Source organism: Vibrio marisflavi CECT 7928, assembly GCF_921294215.1.
Lineage (GTDB): Bacteria > Pseudomonadota > Gammaproteobacteria > Enterobacterales > Vibrionaceae > Vibrio > Vibrio marisflavi.
In genome coordinates this window covers 626,687-643,620 of sequence record NZ_CAKLDM010000002.1, presented here as the reverse complement: position 1 = coordinate 643,620, position 16,934 = coordinate 626,687, and the positions used below count along the sequence as shown (strand labels likewise).

The following is a 16,934-nucleotide window of genomic DNA, read 5'->3' as shown; positions in this document are numbered from 1 at the left end:
CTAAACCCACACGATGTGTAACGCTTTGAAATTGATAACTTTAAGCACACCTTTTGATACAATAGTATACGCTATTTAGAGTATACCCAAGTGACTCATGATGATTCTTGACAAGAAAAAAGAGTGCAAACTGCACTCTTTTCGGTTGTTTTACATGTTCCTTGTCAGCTGGTCACGTAGATTCGGTGGGGTACCTTTAATCGTCAAGGTATCTGTTTCTGCATCATAGAACACACGCTCTCCGAGTAATAAACTATCAAAAGTTAAGTTTATTCCTCCTCCAGCCCCAACGTATTTTGTCAATTTACGTACTGTTGTCCTATCGACAGGGAAACTCTCTTCTAATTCGTAGCCTTGTTTTTCCGTATACTCAATAAAGTTCGTACCATCGGAACTGGCTGGAAGCTCTTGAGATAATTCTTTAACAACAACTTCATCGCCGGACTTCACCTGCTCGTTGCAATACTCGAACACTTGTTTCTTAAACGTGTCTTTTTCGCTTTTTTCCAATTTGGAATCGGTACAAAAGTCGTCTACGGCCTGCATCAGTACTTGGTTTTGCTGTTTAGTATCCAAACCTACTTCTGCCTGCAGAAAGTCTAGAAAAAAGTCCGCCACTTTACGGCCTACTCTGCCTTTTATATAGGATAAGTAGCGATTCGACTCTTTATCAGTTTCATAGCTTGAAAGATCGATACGAGCAGCGATGTCCATCTTTGAAATATCCAGATACTCTGTCGAGCTGATATCTAACTTTTCGGTAACCTTGAGGCTCGCATTGGACTGAAGTACTCCAATAAAAAGATAGTCAGTTGCGAGTGACTGGTAGCTCGCCATCACCAAAGTTCCTTCGTCAGCAAACGGGTACTTAACTAACTCTTCTTTTAATTGAGTCGCACAACTTTGTGAAAATTCGTAAAAATTTATGTCTCCTTGACGTAAATCGTTCAGTTGTTGCTGAAACTTACTATCATCTTGAAAGCTGCCGAAGCCTTTGCCTGCCTTGGAATTAAAGACACGATGCAACTCAGCTACCAAGTTTTCACTAGAATTATTGTGTTCTAAAACATTAGGTCTATAGTTAACTATCAGATCTTCCTGATCATTTTTAATTAACTGGTGTAGAATGACATTAGATAGGGAAAGACTCATTGTAAATTTATCGTCGTACTTAGTTTAAGTTGTATGGCATAGTAGGTTATCATAGGCCGCTTTGACTATCATCTTTAGAGATATTATGCCGATAACATCTAAATACAGTGACAAACAAGTAGAAAACATACTAGCTGAAATGGCGACTGTACTTGAAAAATATGAAGCAACACCGGACCTTACATTAATGATCGCTGGTAATATTGCGACTAATGTTTTGAACCAAAATGTAGCTGTTGCTCAACGTAAAGAACTTGCGGAAAAATTTTCTCAAGCGCTACTGTCTTCTCTGGATCTCACTTCACATTAATTAGAACCGGGTATTAGAACTACGCATGGTTGATAGCGGAAACACATACGGAGAACGAGTTTCACGTTTGGTCGGTTGGGGGCACTGGTTTGCCTTCTTCAACATCATTGCAGCAATGCTGATCGGCACGAGATATATTGTTCACTCTCCGTGGCCAGAAACACTATTAGGCCAATTTTATTTGGCGGTATCCTGGATTGGACACTTTAGCTTTTTAGTTTTCGCTCTCTACCTGCTAATTTTATTCCCACTCACCTTCTTAATACCTTCACGAAAACTCTTTCGGCTTGTAGCAGTTTGCTTTGCGACAGTTGGTTTAACCTTGTTGCTGATCGATACTCAGGCATACCAGACAATCAATCTGCACCTAAATCGAGTCGTTTGGGAAGTTCTCTTTAGTGATGGGAATAGCGCTATAAGTACAGATCTCCAGCATCTGTTTATTGTTATGCCGCTCATTTTCCTGCTCGAACTAGGGCTATCTGAGTGGGTTTGGCGGAAACAACGTAAGCTTTCTCACAAACGAGTTGGACGCCCAATTGCAGCTCTGTTGTTTGTTTGTTTTATCACTAGCCACCTTGTCTATGTTTGGTCCGATGCGTATTTTTATAATCCGGTCACCAGCCAAAAGTCGAATTTCCCTTTGTCGTACCCAATGACTGCAAAGTCCTTTATGGAGAAGCATGGCTTATTGGATAGAGCAGACTACCTAAAACGAAAATCCGAGAACGAAGGTAAACTGCATCTCGTCGATTACCCACTTGAGCCACTTCAGTTCGACCGAAGGGCTAACCACCTGAATGTATTAGTCATAAGCGTGGATAATTTACGTGCGGACGCTCTGACTAAAGAGAACATGCCAAATGCGTACAAATATGCGCAAAATAATTTAGACTTCACCAATCATTACAGTTCAAGCAACGACATGTACGGTATGTTTGGACTGTTTTATGGCTTACCAAGTAGCTACGCCAGCAGCATTAAAGCTCAGGGCACTGCTCCTGTGATGCTCTCAGCAATGAAGGAACAAGGCTATCATTTTGGTTTGTTCAGCGGCGACAATTTCGAAGATGATCTATTTGCAGATACTATCTTCCATGGCTTAAAGCTAAACAAAATTGATTTCAACGAGAAAAGCTCAACTGACAGCCAGACAATAAATAAATGGTCTCAATGGGTTAAAACAGCCAAAGCTCCTTGGTTTAGCTTCATCGAATTGACTACAGTAGGCAATTACTCAAACTACAGCGGAGACAAAAAGCTCTCTTATCAAAACTTGCTTAAAGGCTACGATCAATCAGTACATGTAGCGGATAATGAGCTTGAGCAACTCATCAATCAAATAAACACGTTGGATTTAAACAAAGATACCGTAGTCGTGATTACATCTAATCATGGCATCGAACTGAATGACACCAAAACCAACAGCTGGGGAGCGAGTTCAAATTACAGCCGCTATCAGCTACAGGTTCCAATGATCATACACTGGCCTGGCATGCTGCCCGCTAAGTTTACCCACCGTTCAAGCCACCTAGACTTTTCGGTAACGATTTTACAAGAGATATTGGGAGTGTCTTCGAACCCATACTATTACAGTAGTGGGCGCAGCTTGTTTAATGAAAGTAAAAGAAAATGGGTACTATCTGGAGATTCCAGAGAGCTCGCCTTAGTAACGCCAGATAGAACAGCGGTTATTGATAGGTTTGGAAATTACAAACTTTACGATAAAAACTATAAGCGACTAGACGATAACCCACCTCTACCGGTTCTGATGCAAGGACTTACCGAGTTGCAGCGTTTTTACACCAAGAACAATTAGTCTTTATTTACCACCTAAAAAGGAAGCTCTTGCTTCCTTTTTTGCTATTGTTAGCGAGCAAAAATTCTACAAATAACAGCTTTTTCTTTTTAATTGCCTATTAGTTAGGCAAACAGTTCGATAGGTTCTTTACAAGCCAGAATAACCCTTATAGAATGCGGGCCAACAACGGAGAGATGGCTGAGTGGTTGAAAGCACCGGTCTTGAAAACCGGCATACGTTAATAGCGTATCTAGGGTTCAAATCCCTATCTCTCCGCCACTTTTAAAGATTAAACCGCTGTTTTTACAGCGGTTTTTTCGCATCTGAAGCCTCGAAAATCATCTTGCACATAAAGGTAGCACAGATGTACTTATTGAGACTCCCAAACTAATGCTGGTTGAGTTGAGTGGTGGACTTATGTTAGCCCATTAACCAACTCTTTGACGTCAGAATACAACTGGTACAAACTGTGAGCTGACATGTCTAGGATTGGCTCATACATGAATGAGTTCAAATGAATGTTCTCTGGAGTCATCAAGTTCACTTGATCAAGCAAGCTAATAGTGTCTTGTTCAGTTTGGTGTAGCTCAATGAATTTGTCGTAAAGTGCACGAGTTTGGTTTGAACTAATCCCCTCAACAAAAGTGGGGTCGGCTATTTTAGTGATCATAAAGTGCTCAGCTTGTAACCTGATAGCCATAGCCAAAATAACTTTACATTCAAGCTCGGGTGATTCTTGAGGAGCAGCTACAAGCGCATCACTATGCTCTATTATCTTATCAAATACTAACGACTCACTGTTTGGTAGTTCTAATGCAGACTGATCTACAAAGATCTCACGATACATCGCTTGCATATCGCTAACTTTGATGTCTTTGGTATCTGCTTTTAGGTGCAAAAGAGATGTCAAATTACTGTAGTGATCTTCATGACCACAATACTCTGCAAGATTTCGAGCAAATGGGATACTAGCTAACAGGTAAGCTTCATTTGTAGCTAAGTTTTGCTTCCAAGCATTAAATACATCTTTTTGATATTTTTCTGGTTTTAGAGCAATTTCCGTTGATGACTTTGTTGCCATATGACGATTCTGACGTTTCGCACCGAGTCGGCTACTCACAATTCGATGAAAATCGAAGTTGTGAGTAAGTAATAGCAAGCTGAAATGAGCCACTTTTGCGATATCACGTAGATACTCAACAATGGCATACTTGTTCTTGTAGTCAAAAGAATCGGCAATATCATCGATCACAACTAAGAGTGGCTGAACATTATTTCGTTTCACTTCAATTTCAAAAAGTACGTTAAGGATATAAAGTGCACGCTTTTCGCCTTGACTCAAAGCGTCTACCAAACCTGATTGACTAACGACCTCTGACTCACCTCGTCCGTCATCAAATTCAAACTTTATAGCTGGAGCGGCGTTATTTAGAATCACCTCATCCTGATTTTCTACGCTAAGTTTAAATGGAACCTTGAAGCGCTTATTGAAAGTATCAACGACGGTTTCCCAAGTTGTTTTTTGTTGCTGTGCTTGATAGACAATATTCGCCACCAGTTCCTGATTAGACTTGTATGTCGCAACTAAGTCATCCCAAGCAGATTGATTAGATTGTAAGTACCCGATTAGAACTTTTCTCTTAAATTCATCAACATCGGTAAATTCACCTAGCAAATCTTGATGTTCCGAAATTAGATCTCGAAAAGCTTGAGTTTCTTTGTTTTTCAACTTGCTATCAACACGGCTAAACTTTTCTTTTAATTCGGGATTTTGTAGGACTTTATCTTGCTCGGATTGTAGTAAGTCATTTAGCTCTTTTTTTGAAGACACCTCTTGCTTAGAACCATCGACTGAAATATTGACACTGTGCGAAGCATTGAAGAAGCCGTTATCTGTTAAACTTTTTGAAACGACATCAGCCTTTTGGTGATTAAAAGTTTTGGATAAAACTGTAGAGTTTTCAATCAACTTGTCATAGGTGTCGACATAGTCTGCAAGGTCTTTGCTTAAGTCTTCTGAGGCAATTAGCTGGAGAGCTTTTGGATTAAACAAAGTATCGTACTTATATTCTCCATATTGGGTATAGTCAGGGTTTGTCTGCTCAGAAAGTGTTACAAGTAACCCTAAAAGTTCTTTTTGAGGAACCCCAAAAGCTTCATTGAATAGACTCGGGACATCTCGTTTCCCCGACTTTTTAGCAACTCCGCTTATGAGAGTTGAACGTTTGCCATCAACTTCCTTTAGAGCAGTGTCATATTGTTGTTTCAGCTCTTCGTTAACCAATAAAGTTGAAAGTTGTTGAGAGCTATAGCTTTCATTATAAGAGTCAATCACCATCACTTGGCTTGAAGCTATATCGGTACCATCAATTTTAATATTTCTTACCGTTGTACGACTTGGAAAGATAAGATCCTTTGTATCCTTGTTTTCTTCCACATCCTTAAAGGTCTTAGCTAGCGAAGTTTTTAACGTTCCGTTTGGGGCGTAGAGCGAATTGATGCCATCGTTAGTCGCTGACTTTGTAAAGTCTAACTCTTTAGATAGTTGGTTGATGCCATAACAGTTAGCCAAATCAAGCTGAAGTTTCATGTGTGATCCTCAATTTATCAGTTACTACTGAATATTTATTGTTATCTAATCAATACGGCATACTGCCATGAACTGAGTTATAACCACAATAAAAGTAAGAGAAAATCGCGAGCGTGAAGGTATATGGAACTGTGAGCCAGTGGACGGAACCTGATTTGTCTAGAAGGAATAGAATGCTGCTTAGCTAAAAGACGAGATAGCGCACCACTTAAACATTGCTTGGCTAAGATGCACTTCTACTCACGACTATATTTGGACATAAAAGTCCCCAATAATTGGGGGACAACTATTGGGGTCAGTTGAAAATCAGAGGCTTTTTGCTATTTGTTTAATAAAAAATGGCCAAATAAATTCTATAACCACTTTCGCATTGGAACACAATCAAGCTCTACTCCAAGTGGAGAGTGGTATACGGAAGTCTCAGTTCCATCATAACCATGCGCACGATAGAATCCCGCAGCGTTCAAAGTCGACTGTAAAGACACACAAGAAAGGTTTTGCCGGAGTGCGATAATTTCCAAATGCTTTAGCATTGCCTTCGCCGCTCCTTTCCCCATAAACTCCGGCAGGACAAAAATGGCATCAATGAAACCAGTCATACGATCAATCATCCCTGACCCGACCACGTGCCCATCGATTTCAGAAACATAAAAAGAACGTTCCACAGCCTGGACAAACTTTTCTGTTATATTTCCGCTCGTCCATATTTGAACCTGCTCTGCCGAGTAGAACTCGACGCATTGGCTACGAATTGCTTCAATACGCATTTTAAACAAAGCTGGCGCATCCTGCTTTGTGGCTTTCCTTATATCTATCAATTCAGTTACCCATCTCCACTCATTTCTGGGGGCAATATATCGAATTTAGGTACGCCGTTTGGAAATTGCGCCCACTTAGGCGCGTGAGAAGCATAGATACACATAGTTGGCGAATCATTGTTGCTACCATTTATTGCTGTGGCTGCCACAGAGTAGAAACCCGCCACTTCTACTTCAATAGCTAGAGTTGTACTACATTTTCCGCAATACTTCTGATGCATCATCTTTCCAGAGTCTCCTAACCGGCTGTATGTCTCTGGGGTGCCTTTGGTAAACCGAAACTTATCAACGGGTACCCAAAAACCGAACCACTTGTCTGAATTCGTTAACTTCTGACACGAGCGACAGTAGCAAAATGCTTTATTTATCGGTGCACCAGTAAACTCAAAGTGAACTTCGCCACAAGAACATTGACCATTAGAAGTGTCCATTTATAGTCTCCTTAACTCTAGAAATCTAGCTCACGAAAACAGCTTCGCTGCCAAAGAGAAAAAGTTCAACTACTAATTTAGCTTCCTACTACTCTGTAACGTCGTAATATCTTTCAACATGGGCAAAGTTTTTGAGCTTTAACTTCTGATTGGCACAAGATATCGACCGATTAAGATTAAGTAAGTACTTACATCGCACTTCTAATATTTAACGCCCATAGATTTTAGTTCCTCTTCACACTGGAAAATGTTTAGAAACTGAATGCTATGAATCCCGGCTTTTTGAGCACCTTGCACATTGGCAAGTACATCGTCAAGAAAGACAGTTTCATTTGGAACTAGTTGATACTGTTCAAGCAGTTCATTGTAAATATCAGCAGATGGCTTTAAGCACCCTACTTCAGCAGAAACAACTGCACCTTCGAAGGCTGCCCAAAAGTCATATCTCTGCTTTAAGAAGGCTACTATCTCCACAACATTATCTGTTAGCGCAAATATTTTGTACCCCGATTTTTTCAGCTTACCTAGTAAATCGTACGTACCATAAACTGGAATTAGGCTCTCTTTGATATAAAAAAACAACATTTCGACAGTTTGTTCCGATAGCCCTAACTCTGTCTGATACCATTGCATCGCTTGCTTTTCGGTTAATTTTCCCTCATTGAGTTCAGCCCACGTTTCGCACTGGAATATCCTAGGCGCCATTTCGTTCGCTTTCGACTCTGAACCAAATGTTAACCGTGCGATCTCCAGAGGAGACCATCTAACCAATACATTTCCTATATCAAACACTATATTTTTGATTTGATAGCCAACCATAAATCTCCCTCCAATTAAGTATTGCATTTAATATTGATTGCTAAATAACTCTTGAAAAATCAACAAATATATACCGCCAACCATACAATATAATTACTCAGAAACACATAACAATAATTTATATTTTAAAAAATATCACCTTAAGGTTTCCATATAAATAGAACATAATTCGGAATATTATTACGAAAAAATATAACAAACCTAATCGAAATATAAGGTCAGATCGTCGTTCATTTATCATACAACACAGGCACTAACATGTTGACACGTTGCGATACAAAGTGTTACGTTTCTGGCACTAAACAGGCATTGATGCCATACTAGTTTCATATTGCAAGGAATGCTACGACAAGGGTACACACTGCCGGAGAGATAGCTTGCACAATCCAATGTAATTCCATCTGCTCTTATTTAAGAGCTGTCACAAATCATTAGCATCAAATAAATAAACACAGAGTTATATTTTTGCTAAGCGAATAAATTAGATTTAAAAATACAAATCATAAAAGATTCAGATATTCGTTGAATCATATTTCCCCTTGCCAATAACGAGGAAATTAGCCAGATATTGTTCGGCTTTTCCGCCCAATACGGATCAGCAATAAATGCTGACCGTGCAGACATAACATAATTACAATAAAGGACATTACGCTCTATGAGTATGAACAGTTCTAAGGTTAGGCCCAAAAGAAGGATGGGGTTAGTCGCTCTCACAATGACAGGTATAGGTTCGGTTATCGGCTCAGGCTGGTTGTTTGGAGCCTATCACGCTGCCAAAATTGCTGGACCTGCAGCCATCGCATCTTGGGTTATCGGCTGGTTTGCAGTACTGATTGTTGCTCTGACATATATGGAAGTCTCAACTATTTTTCCTAAATCCGGCGGCCCCGTGCGCTACTTGGAGTTCACTCATGGCTCAGTAGTGGGCTATATGGCAGCGTGGGCAACTTGGTTGTCTATCGTAACAGTCATTCCTATTGAAGCTGAAGCATCCGTACAGTACATGGCCACGTGGCAATGGCAGTGGATCCATCCACTTACCAGCACTATCTTTGACATACAAAGCCACTCCTTATCTACCTTTGGCTTGGCGATAGCGGCAGTTCTGATGATCATTTACTTCCTGCTCAACTTCTGGAGCGTCAACTTATTCAGTAAATCACAAACGGGCATCACCATCTTTAAAATGCTGGTTCCCGTTATTTGTGTTACTTCAATCGTCATGACAGGCTTCCATCCAAGCAACTTCACAGCAGTGAACCACTCATTTGCACCTTATGGCTGGGCCGGAGCGCTCACAGCAGTTGCAACTGCAGGTATCGTTTTTGCCTACAATGGATTTCAGAGCCCAATGCACTTTGCTGGCGAGTCTAAAAACCCGAAACGTGACTTACCGCTAGCGATTATCCTCACTTTGGTTTTCGCACTTATTTTATATGTTGGCCTACAAGTGAGCTTCATCGGTGGCATAGAGCCAGCGGATCTGGCCAAGTATGGTTGGAGTCTCGATTTTAACTCACCGTTCGCGCAACTAGCGATAGCACTTAACCTCAACTTAGTTGTACTACTACTTTACATCGATGCTTTTGTCTCTCCGACAGGAACTGGTATCACTTACATGGGCACCACGACTCGCATGCTGTTTGCGATGAGTGAACACGGCCATATGCCAAAATGCATGGCAAAATTGCACTCAAAATATCACATTCCACGCGCGGCACTATGGACGAACCTCATTATTGGCTTTATCTTCCTTTACCTGTTTAGAGGATGGGGACAACTAGCAGGCATTATCTCTGCAGCTACTGTAGTTACCTATATTGTTGGGCCAATGTCGGCAATGTCGTTACGAAAAATCGCCCCGGAGATCCAAAGTCCAATCCGCCTAAAGTATCTACCTATCCTTGCACCACTAGGATTTGCCATCTCTTCCGAAGTGTTATATTGGTCTCGTTGGCCGCTTACAGGCAAAGTCATCATTGTATTGCTGTTAGGTTTTGTTATTTATGGATACTTCCAAAGCAAACGTGGCTGGGCTGGTATACGTAAACATGTGACCGCAAGCCTATGGATGCTTTGTTACTTTTTAGCCATGATGACCCTTTCCTACATTGGTAGCAGCCAATTTGGTGGTATCAACATTCTGCCATTTGGTTATGGTATGGCTGCCGTGGCGATTGCCAGCCTCGTGTTCTTCTATTGGGGAGTAAACTCTGCATGGCGAACACAGTTGCTGGAACAAGAGCTTAGTGAACCGAACGACTTAGTTAGCTCCACCGAAAATACGAACAAGCTTAAAGCCCAAACTAGCTAAACAAGCCAAACAAAAATTCCGCCCTCTGGCGGAATTTTTGTTAGTCGGTGCCTAAACCTCGCCACTTGAAGCCGCTTTCTTGTTTTGTCGGCCTATTTGATAGCCAAATAGAGACAAGAACGCCAACGGCTCCTAGCACCTGTAAACCATTGAGAGTTTCGCCAAGAAAAACATAACCTAAGACACAAGCTGAAACGCTGGTCGTAAATCCTAAAAAGGACACTGAGGTTGCTGGTAGTCGATCCAGTCCTCTAAACCAGATCACATAACAGAGTATTGTGCCAATAAAGATGAGGTACAAGTAGCCAGCCATATTTGCCATTGTCAGATTCTCCGGCACACCTTCGCAAAGCATCACAATAGGGAGCAAGAACACACCTCCAAACACAAGTTGCCAGCCGGTAAACGACAACAAATTCATATTGCTTGGCCTTCCCCATTTTTTGGTCAAAACGACGCCCAGCGCCATACTGGATGTTGCAAGCAAACCCATCACCATTCCGGATAAACTTAAAACCGCAGTACTTTTCAAAACAAGTAACCCAATACCCGTAATGCCAAAAATAGCAGCCAAGAAGTGGTTACTATTGGCTGGCGCGGAAGTTAACCATCGACTTAAAAATATAACGATAATTGGCTGGCATGACATCACCAATGCAGCCATTCCACCCGGTAAATGCATGGCTGCGAAAAATAAGCCATAGAAAAAAATGCCGATGTTTAGCACTCCTAGAATTGCTATGCGCCGCCACCAAATCCCTTTTGGCAATACTCGTGTCAATAATATCAGTATCAAACCAGATGGCAGAGCACGAACAAGTGCTGCAAATAAAGGAGTGTCAACTGGTAACCAGCGGTTTGCAATTACATACGTACTTCCCCAGAGCAAAGGCGCGATAGCTGTAGTCATTAGCAAAGACTTTGAACTCGATTTTGTCATTGTTACTTCCTCATAAATATATCTTTCCTGAAAGATACTTTTTAGAAAGTAATGGAAATCTAGTTTTTTATCAAGTATCTTTTTAGAAAGATACTTAATTCGAAATGTTGTAATGAAAGACCACGTAGATAAAATTATTGCCCAATGGGAAGTAGAGCGCCCCGATTTAGACTATACAAGCATGGGCATCGTTGGCCGCCTAAATAAAGTCAGTACAATCTGGATGAAGCAGCTAGCAGAAGTGTTTAAACAGTATCAAATTAGCGCCGTTGAGTTCGATATCCTCGCAACACTGCGCCGTAATTCGACACCTTTGACTCCTACAGAGCTCTACAAAGAGTTGATGTTATCGTCCGGTGCAATGAGCACCCGACTAGAATCCCTCGTTAAAAGGGGTTTGGTAAACCGGAGCTCAAGTGCCGAAGATAGGAGAAGTTGCCAAGTATTTTTAACCGAAGATGGTAAAAGCTTAATGGATGACATATTAGGAAAGCACGTACAAAATATGCAGTCGATGATTGAGCCGCTAAATATGGAAGAGCAAACTATAATTGCAAATTTGCTAAAAAAAATCCTAGCTAATTGACAATAATGATAATAAAATCCCCCAAATAATTAAATAAGTGTAAGCCATTCACAAACCAGAGCTTTAATTTATATAAACCTTAAGCTTTAGTTATAAAAAAACCCACATCAAACGATGTGGGTGAGAAGAACTCGTATTTGATACCCAAAATAGAAGAGGCGGGTAACAATGTCAGTTGGCTATGTACAACACTCTCAATGGAAAAGCGTTGTGTTATAAGCTCTGAGTTAAAACCTATAACAAGCCCAATAAAAACAAAAAGTTATACTTAACCGTTCGTATCACTACACATATAAATTATATGCAAACGGTTTAGGCAACAGGAACATTCTCTATTATGAGGGCAAAGAAATATATAGGTAAAAGTACGTAGATTAGCGTTTTTATACGTAGTTACCCATAGTTAGTCCTGTATAGATGTATTGATAGTTTCAATAATATATCGAGCAAAATTTAAAATAACAATAGTATTTGTAATAAGCTCTCATTGTGATAAGTTTCCACCGTCGAATAATTACGCAAGCATAAACACGACAAATTAAATGCCAGGGAAAATTTACTTGGCAAATATGTTTATGTAGAAGGAAACTCGTTGGATAACCCTGCATTTATTTATGCTGAGAAAGTAAAAAGCGCTTCGAATAGACTGTATTCTAGATTAAAAATTAATGCTTTTTCCTACTCTAAGATATATAAAGACGGCTCTCGCAGTGAACTATGGAGTGATAGCGAGGCTTTAGCACACTCCTTTCTGGGTAAAAAGCATATCGAAAAGGTTTACACACCGCCTCTATTTGGCAAACAAGAGTGTGTTATCTATGAGCTAGTGATCGAAAATTTCCCACCCGATCTTCGCAAACGTATTTCCCGCCAGCTTTCAGATCAAAAGGATCTATTTAACTATTGTAGCTGTTTAGTGCTAATTGACTATCAAGAGGATTATACCGAGTACTGTACGTTTTATTCACCAGCTTCAGAGGTTCAAGCCATCAATAACTACATGAATGACTTGGACTACTTAAAAAAATTCCGTCGATTCTTTCGTCATCACGCCAAAGAGTTCATCCGAGAAGCTGACGAACACAAACTCATTTTGCCTTGGATAACTACCGAAAGACACAGCAACTCGCCTGCCCCGAGAATCATTACCAGCCCGTTTTCAGATTCAAATAGCATTATTCTTACTCCTCGTGAAGAAGAAATCTCCGAGCTACTGCTTGATGGGCTCACTGCGAAAGAGTCTTCCGAAGTTCTATGCGTTTCCTCAAGAACTGTCGAGCAGCACATATACAACATCAAGAGAAAGTTCGGCGTAAACCGCCGCTCCAAATTAATTACAGAGTTAAACCGTTACCACCACCAATAAGGCACCACTTCACTATGTACAATGAACACGGCTTAGAAATAACCCATAACCAATTTGGGTTCATGCACCGCTTGTCTCCTTTAGGGCAGGCATTTATCGATTATTCAAACCAACGCATGATAGACAAGCCACTACTAGACATCGGTAGCGCATTTGGTGTTAATACAATTCCTTGTTTAGAGAACAACGCACATGTAGTAGCTTGCGATATTCAAGGCACTCATCTGGAAGAGCTAAAGTCTCGAACGCCAGAGCAATACCAAGCGAATCTCACAACTAGAGTTGGACGCTTCCCGGAACAATTGGAGTTTGCTGACAACGCCTTTTCTGGTGCCATTATTTCCCACGTATTATCATTTTTAACCGAAAAAGAGTTAGAGATAGGCTTTGAGAAACTAAGTCGTTGGATATGTCCGGGTGGTAAGCTTTTCATTCTCAATTACACGCCATTTCATAAAACACTGGCTAACTTTATTCCTGACTACCAAGAGCAGCTTAAACAACGAGACATTTTTGCTGGCTTTATAGACGACAAACGCAAATACTCAAAACATGAAATCATTCATGAAGATGTGCCGAATGAACTCATGCTGTTTGACAAAGCAACCATTGGTTACTTGTTCGAAAAATTCGGTTTTGACGTAGAAGCCAACGAATATATCGGTGGCGAAGATATTGGCGTACCTGGCCCATTCTGCCTAGACGGAGAAGAATGGATCAGCGCTATCGGCATAAAGCGTTAGATTTAGACGAAGAAACCCCGCGTCTAAATCGCGGGGTTCCATATTTGCTACAATTATTGGACGTGACTAGGCTTGTGGTTTCACACCTATGGCACCAACCCACTCTCTGCCATCGAGGCAAAAAATTTCTGGTACACCATTTTCCACACCACCGATATGCTCACACAACTCAGTATCCAACCCTGCCAATTCAAACAAATGCTCAACTGTCGGTACATCAAATAGCATCAAACGATCTGGCAAATCGTCATTCACGATTTCATTCGATTCGTAGTCACGCTTATTGTCAACCAGCCCTGCAAACGTCTTAGTTGTCTTAATTCGCTCCAAATAGGTTGGAATAAAATCGCTCATAGTTTTATGAAATGGTGAGTAACACAGTAAAAACAGCTTGCCTCCTGGAGCAAGCCATTTGCTTATTTTTTGAAAGCCATCTTTTAGCTCTTGCTCTGACAAAAAAGGCAAAACATGTGAGATAAAAATGCCTGAAAATGAACCTTCAGCAAAGTCCATTTCTTCAGGGAAACGTCCTAGCTGGAGCGTTAAGTTTTCATGGTGCTGCAGAGGCGCTCTTCGCTTCAATTCATCTAAATGAGATTGCTCAATATCACACGCAACCACTTTAGCGCCATTTTCTAGGCAAGGTAGCGTGGTTACACCGAAAGCACAGCCGATATCCAGCAATGGCTTTTCTAGTGTTTGAGACGAGTACTCAATAAACGCTTTACCCATCGGTGATAGCGTATGCATGAAACCAAAGCTATTGTGAGTGGCCTCTAAGCCGTATTTATCAAACATTTTTCAGCAAAACCTTTTTGTTGGCACTAATACAAACAAGGCTTATCGCAGCTGAAGCCATGATAAACATCACTGAGTACAATTCAGGAGATTTAGTTGTATCGAAAAGCGATAAAATAACCGGAGACATTCCCCCAAAAACGGCAGCAGAAATGTTCATGATGACAGAAACTCCAGTGTAGCGGACTTTAACATCAAACAGCTTCGCCGCAGTTGTCATAAACGGACCAACCAAAAACGCCACTGTGAAACCAAAGTACAACTGCGCAAAGAAGAAGTGAACGATATTGCCTTGCTTCAGGCTTTCGAAAAGGAATGGTGTACCAACCAATAAAGCCAATGCCGCGACAATTTGGATATTTTCACGTTGCTTTGGCAAAGCATCACACACTTTCGCCGCAAGAAAAACGAACACACCACATAGAATCAAGTTAATCAGGTTTGACGCATAAAGTTGATCTACTGGTATAAGTTGATTTTTCTCTACATAAGAAACTACGAATACAAACGCAATATAAGGGATAAGAACCGCTAATTGATAAGCACCGATGCCTAATAGCATTCTGTATTTGTTGTTGAATACTAGCTTAAACCACTCCTTTACTGTTAGGCGCTGTTTATCAGTGGCGTTCAGAAACTCAGCTGTTTCTACCATTTTCTTACGAATATAGAAGCTCGCTAAACCAGCAAAACCACTGAGAATAAATGGAACTCTCCAGCCCCAAGCATACAGTTCTTGCTTGCTTAAACCCGCGTGAAGAATCAAACCGATGAGCGTCGCCATAGCCATACCAATGTATACACCTGATACTGCAATACTCGAAGCTCTAGATTGAGTTTTACCTGGCAACAATTCATATAGGTATGTCACCATTCCACAATGCTCGCCACTACATGCAAAACCTTGAATCATTCGGAAAGCCACAAGAAGTACAGTCGATGCGATACCGATAGACTCAAAGTTCGGCAATAGGCCTAACCCTAATGAAGCAATACTCATCAACAATACAGTAAAGACCACTGTATTTTTTCGACCATGCTTATCGCCCAAGTAGCCCCATATAAAGGTTGCAATTGGTCTGATTAAAAAGCCTGACGCAAATACAGCAAAGGTTTTGATTAGGGAAACAGGACCTGAGTCATCTGGGAAAAAGTTAGTCGCCAAAATGGCTGACATAACACCAAATATCGCAAAGTCGAACCACTCCAAGCACGTCCCGACAAAGCCAGTCCACACGATTTTCTTCTTTTCTTTATCTATCATAGTATCTATTCAGTTCTGAGATTAATGTCGCTCGACGGTTAGTGCCGAACTTGTTATTGATATTCAATATGTGTTTTTCGACCGTCTTAGGCGAAATACACAGTGCCTCTGCAATTTCCTTTGCAGTTGAGCCATCCATAACATAAGTTGACACTTCTTTTTCCCGAGCGGTTAACCGAACCAAACTATCGGAATGACCTGCTACGTTACTGTTCTCGAAGCCAGTAATAAGATTTTTTACTTTGAGTGGTACTTCTATACTCTTATTTGAGCCTGTATAAATTTCTTTTGGTGCGCCTAAATCTACAATCAGGCCATCGTGAGCCTTCTGAGCATCAGAACCATGAATCCAAGGTTTCATTATCTTGTCAGTACTCACTTCATATATACAATCCTTTGCCATATGCCTAAAAAAGCGCCTGAAGGACTTGAGGTACTCCAAGTCGTTCAAATATCGATTGATTGCTTGCTTTTCTTTTCTATGCGTATAGAACATACAATATTCTGTATACTCTTCTTGATAATCAATCAGTACAATGCAATTTGCATAGTCAAAAGTGCTTTCTAGCCCTTTTAGGTGTTTAGCCATTTTGTTTCTAGCCCGCGATGGAAAGTTTTCCAGCACGATGTCGTAGATAGCAAAAGTTCGATTACCAAAAAAAGGCGGCGTATATATCTTTTCTACGTTTTGCGTCTTAATAAATGTGTACTTTAGCGCATCAAGGTCATTCCACAGCTCACAACGCGAACCATCTTTATATACCCTTGAAAATGTAAAAGCGATAATACCTAATCTTTTATATAGCCTACTTGATAATCGCTTAACCGTTTCTACATGATCGAATGCTGGATTATCCACTAAACCTCTCCATATCCATAGCCGTGACATTTCGACGTTTCATGCAATAGCAACTTATTGACTGTGGGAATTTATATATTCCTCTTTAATCAAAGATATTTTTAATGGTTAGTTTCTGTGCTATGCAGGCAAGCAATTATATT

Annotated in this window: 15 protein-coding genes and 1 tRNA gene; 7 read left to right on the top strand and 9 right to left on the bottom strand. The window is 40.7% G+C overall.

Going from position 1 to position 16,934, the window contains the following annotated elements; translation table 11 throughout:
- Positions 1–150 precede the first annotated feature (150 nt).
- Complete coding sequence (yejK, locus tag L7A31_RS09715; protein WP_237361316.1) at positions 151–1,152, bottom strand: nucleoid-associated protein YejK; 1,002 nt, start codon at positions 1,150–1,152, stop codon at positions 151–153.
- Between the two features lie 85 nt (positions 1,153–1,237).
- On the opposite strand from yejK, the gene L7A31_RS09710 reads away from it, so the two are divergent.
- The 3 genes from L7A31_RS09710 to L7A31_RS09700 all read left to right on the top strand — a co-directional run bounded on the left by L7A31_RS09710 (position 1,238) and on the right by L7A31_RS09700 (position 3,542).
- Positions 1,238–1,462 (top strand): YejL family protein, encoded by a 225-nt coding sequence (locus L7A31_RS09710; protein ID WP_237361315.1) that lies wholly within the window; start codon positions 1,238–1,240, stop codon positions 1,460–1,462.
- Between the two features lie 25 nt (positions 1,463–1,487).
- Positions 1,488–3,281: a DUF3413 domain-containing protein gene (locus tag L7A31_RS09705; protein ID WP_237361314.1), complete on the top strand. Its 1,794-nt coding sequence runs from the start codon at positions 1,488–1,490 to the stop codon at positions 3,279–3,281.
- A gap of 170 nt (positions 3,282–3,451) precedes the next feature.
- Positions 3,452–3,542 (top strand) — tRNA-Ser (locus L7A31_RS09700).
- A 136-nt stretch (positions 3,543–3,678) separates the two neighbouring features.
- Here L7A31_RS09700 and L7A31_RS09695 read toward each other — a convergent pair.
- The 4 genes from L7A31_RS09695 to L7A31_RS09680 all read right to left on the bottom strand — a co-directional run bounded on the left by L7A31_RS09695 (position 3,679) and on the right by L7A31_RS09680 (position 7,921).
- Positions 3,679–5,853, bottom strand: coding sequence for an ATP-binding protein (locus tag L7A31_RS09695; protein WP_237361313.1), 2,175 nt, complete (start codon positions 5,851–5,853; stop codon positions 3,679–3,681).
- Between the two features lie 353 nt (positions 5,854–6,206).
- Positions 6,207–6,671, bottom strand: coding sequence for a GNAT family N-acetyltransferase (locus tag L7A31_RS09690; RefSeq protein WP_237361312.1), 465 nt, complete (start codon positions 6,669–6,671; stop codon positions 6,207–6,209).
- Between the two features lie 5 nt (positions 6,672–6,676).
- Positions 6,677–7,102, bottom strand: a complete 426-nt coding sequence (locus L7A31_RS09685) for a GFA family protein (RefSeq protein ID WP_237361311.1) — start codon at positions 7,100–7,102, stop codon at positions 6,677–6,679.
- Positions 7,103–7,303: 201 nt separating this feature from the next.
- Positions 7,304–7,921 carry an HAD family hydrolase gene (locus L7A31_RS09680; protein ID WP_237361310.1) on the bottom strand — a complete coding sequence of 206 codons (618 nt, stop codon included), beginning with the start codon at positions 7,919–7,921 and terminating at the stop codon, positions 7,304–7,306.
- 655 nt (positions 7,922–8,576) lie between these two features.
- Here L7A31_RS09680 and L7A31_RS09675 point away from each other — a divergent pair.
- Positions 8,577–10,235 (top strand): APC family permease, encoded by a 1,659-nt coding sequence (locus tag L7A31_RS09675; RefSeq protein WP_237361309.1) that lies wholly within the window; start codon positions 8,577–8,579, stop codon positions 10,233–10,235.
- A gap of 40 nt (positions 10,236–10,275) precedes the next feature.
- Here the strand turns inward: L7A31_RS09675 and L7A31_RS09670 are convergent, their stop codons facing one another.
- A complete protein-coding gene (locus L7A31_RS09670; protein ID WP_237361308.1) occupies positions 10,276–11,175 on the bottom strand; it encodes an EamA family transporter in 900 nt (299 codons plus the stop codon).
- 112 nt (positions 11,176–11,287) lie between these two features.
- Between L7A31_RS09670 and L7A31_RS09665 the strand changes: the two genes are divergently transcribed.
- The 3 genes from L7A31_RS09665 (at position 11,288) to L7A31_RS09655 (ending at position 13,870) form a co-directional block, all read left to right on the top strand.
- The gene (locus tag L7A31_RS09665) at positions 11,288–11,761 is read left to right on the top strand and encodes a MarR family winged helix-turn-helix transcriptional regulator (RefSeq protein WP_237361307.1); all 474 of its coding nucleotides are present in this window, start codon (positions 11,288–11,290) and stop codon (positions 11,759–11,761) included.
- Positions 11,762–12,353: 592 nt separating this feature from the next.
- Positions 12,354–13,127 carry a LuxR C-terminal-related transcriptional regulator gene (locus L7A31_RS09660; protein ID WP_237361306.1) on the top strand — a complete coding sequence of 258 codons (774 nt, stop codon included), beginning with the start codon at positions 12,354–12,356 and terminating at the stop codon, positions 13,125–13,127.
- A gap of 14 nt (positions 13,128–13,141) precedes the next feature.
- On the top strand, positions 13,142–13,870 hold the full coding sequence (locus L7A31_RS09655; RefSeq protein WP_237361305.1) for a class I SAM-dependent methyltransferase: 729 nt from the start codon (positions 13,142–13,144) through the stop codon (positions 13,868–13,870).
- Positions 13,871–13,936: 66 nt separating this feature from the next.
- Here L7A31_RS09655 and L7A31_RS09650 read toward each other — a convergent pair whose 3' ends face one another.
- From L7A31_RS09650 to L7A31_RS09640, 3 genes are read right to left on the bottom strand one after another with little or no spacing between them, the layout of a single operon-like run.
- On the bottom strand, positions 13,937–14,668 hold the full coding sequence (locus L7A31_RS09650; protein ID WP_237361304.1) for a class I SAM-dependent methyltransferase: 732 nt from the start codon (positions 14,666–14,668) through the stop codon (positions 13,937–13,939).
- Positions 14,661–15,932, bottom strand: coding sequence for an MFS transporter (locus L7A31_RS09645; protein ID WP_237361303.1), 1,272 nt, complete (start codon positions 15,930–15,932; stop codon positions 14,661–14,663). Before L7A31_RS09645 ends, L7A31_RS09650 begins: the two co-directional genes overlap by 8 nt.
- A complete protein-coding gene (locus tag L7A31_RS09640) occupies positions 15,922–16,791 on the bottom strand; it encodes a response regulator transcription factor (protein ID WP_237361302.1) in 870 nt (289 codons plus the stop codon). Before L7A31_RS09640 ends, L7A31_RS09645 begins: the two co-directional genes overlap by 11 nt.
- Between the last annotated feature and the right edge of the window lie 143 nt (positions 16,792–16,934).

Bases quoted from the DNA above. Each gene is read 5' to 3' on its own strand.
- yejK (WP_237361316.1), bottom strand. From the start codon at position 1,152: ATGAGTCTTTCCCTATCTAATGTCATTCTACACCAGTTAATTAAAAAT.
- L7A31_RS09710 (WP_237361315.1), top strand. From the start codon at position 1,238: ATGCCGATAACATCTAAATACAGTGACAAACAAGTAGAAAACATACTA.
- L7A31_RS09705 (WP_237361314.1), top strand. From the start codon at position 1,488: ATGGTTGATAGCGGAAACACATACGGAGAACGAGTTTCACGTTTGGTC.
- L7A31_RS09695 (WP_237361313.1), bottom strand. From the start codon at position 5,853: ATGAAACTTCAGCTTGATTTGGCTAACTGTTATGGCATCAACCAACTA.
- L7A31_RS09685 (WP_237361311.1), bottom strand. From the start codon at position 7,102: ATGGACACTTCTAATGGTCAATGTTCTTGTGGCGAAGTTCACTTTGAG.
- L7A31_RS09680 (WP_237361310.1), bottom strand. From the start codon at position 7,921: ATGGTTGGCTATCAAATCAAAAATATAGTGTTTGATATAGGAAATGTA.
- L7A31_RS09675 (WP_237361309.1), top strand. From the start codon at position 8,577: ATGAGTATGAACAGTTCTAAGGTTAGGCCCAAAAGAAGGATGGGGTTA.
- L7A31_RS09670 (WP_237361308.1), bottom strand. From the start codon at position 11,175: ATGACAAAATCGAGTTCAAAGTCTTTGCTAATGACTACAGCTATCGCG.
- L7A31_RS09665 (WP_237361307.1), top strand. From the start codon at position 11,288: ATGAAAGACCACGTAGATAAAATTATTGCCCAATGGGAAGTAGAGCGC.
- L7A31_RS09655 (WP_237361305.1), top strand. From the start codon at position 13,142: ATGTACAATGAACACGGCTTAGAAATAACCCATAACCAATTTGGGTTC.
- L7A31_RS09650 (WP_237361304.1), bottom strand. From the start codon at position 14,668: ATGTTTGATAAATACGGCTTAGAGGCCACTCACAATAGCTTTGGTTTC.
- L7A31_RS09645 (WP_237361303.1), bottom strand. From the start codon at position 15,932: ATGATAGATAAAGAAAAGAAGAAAATCGTGTGGACTGGCTTTGTCGGG.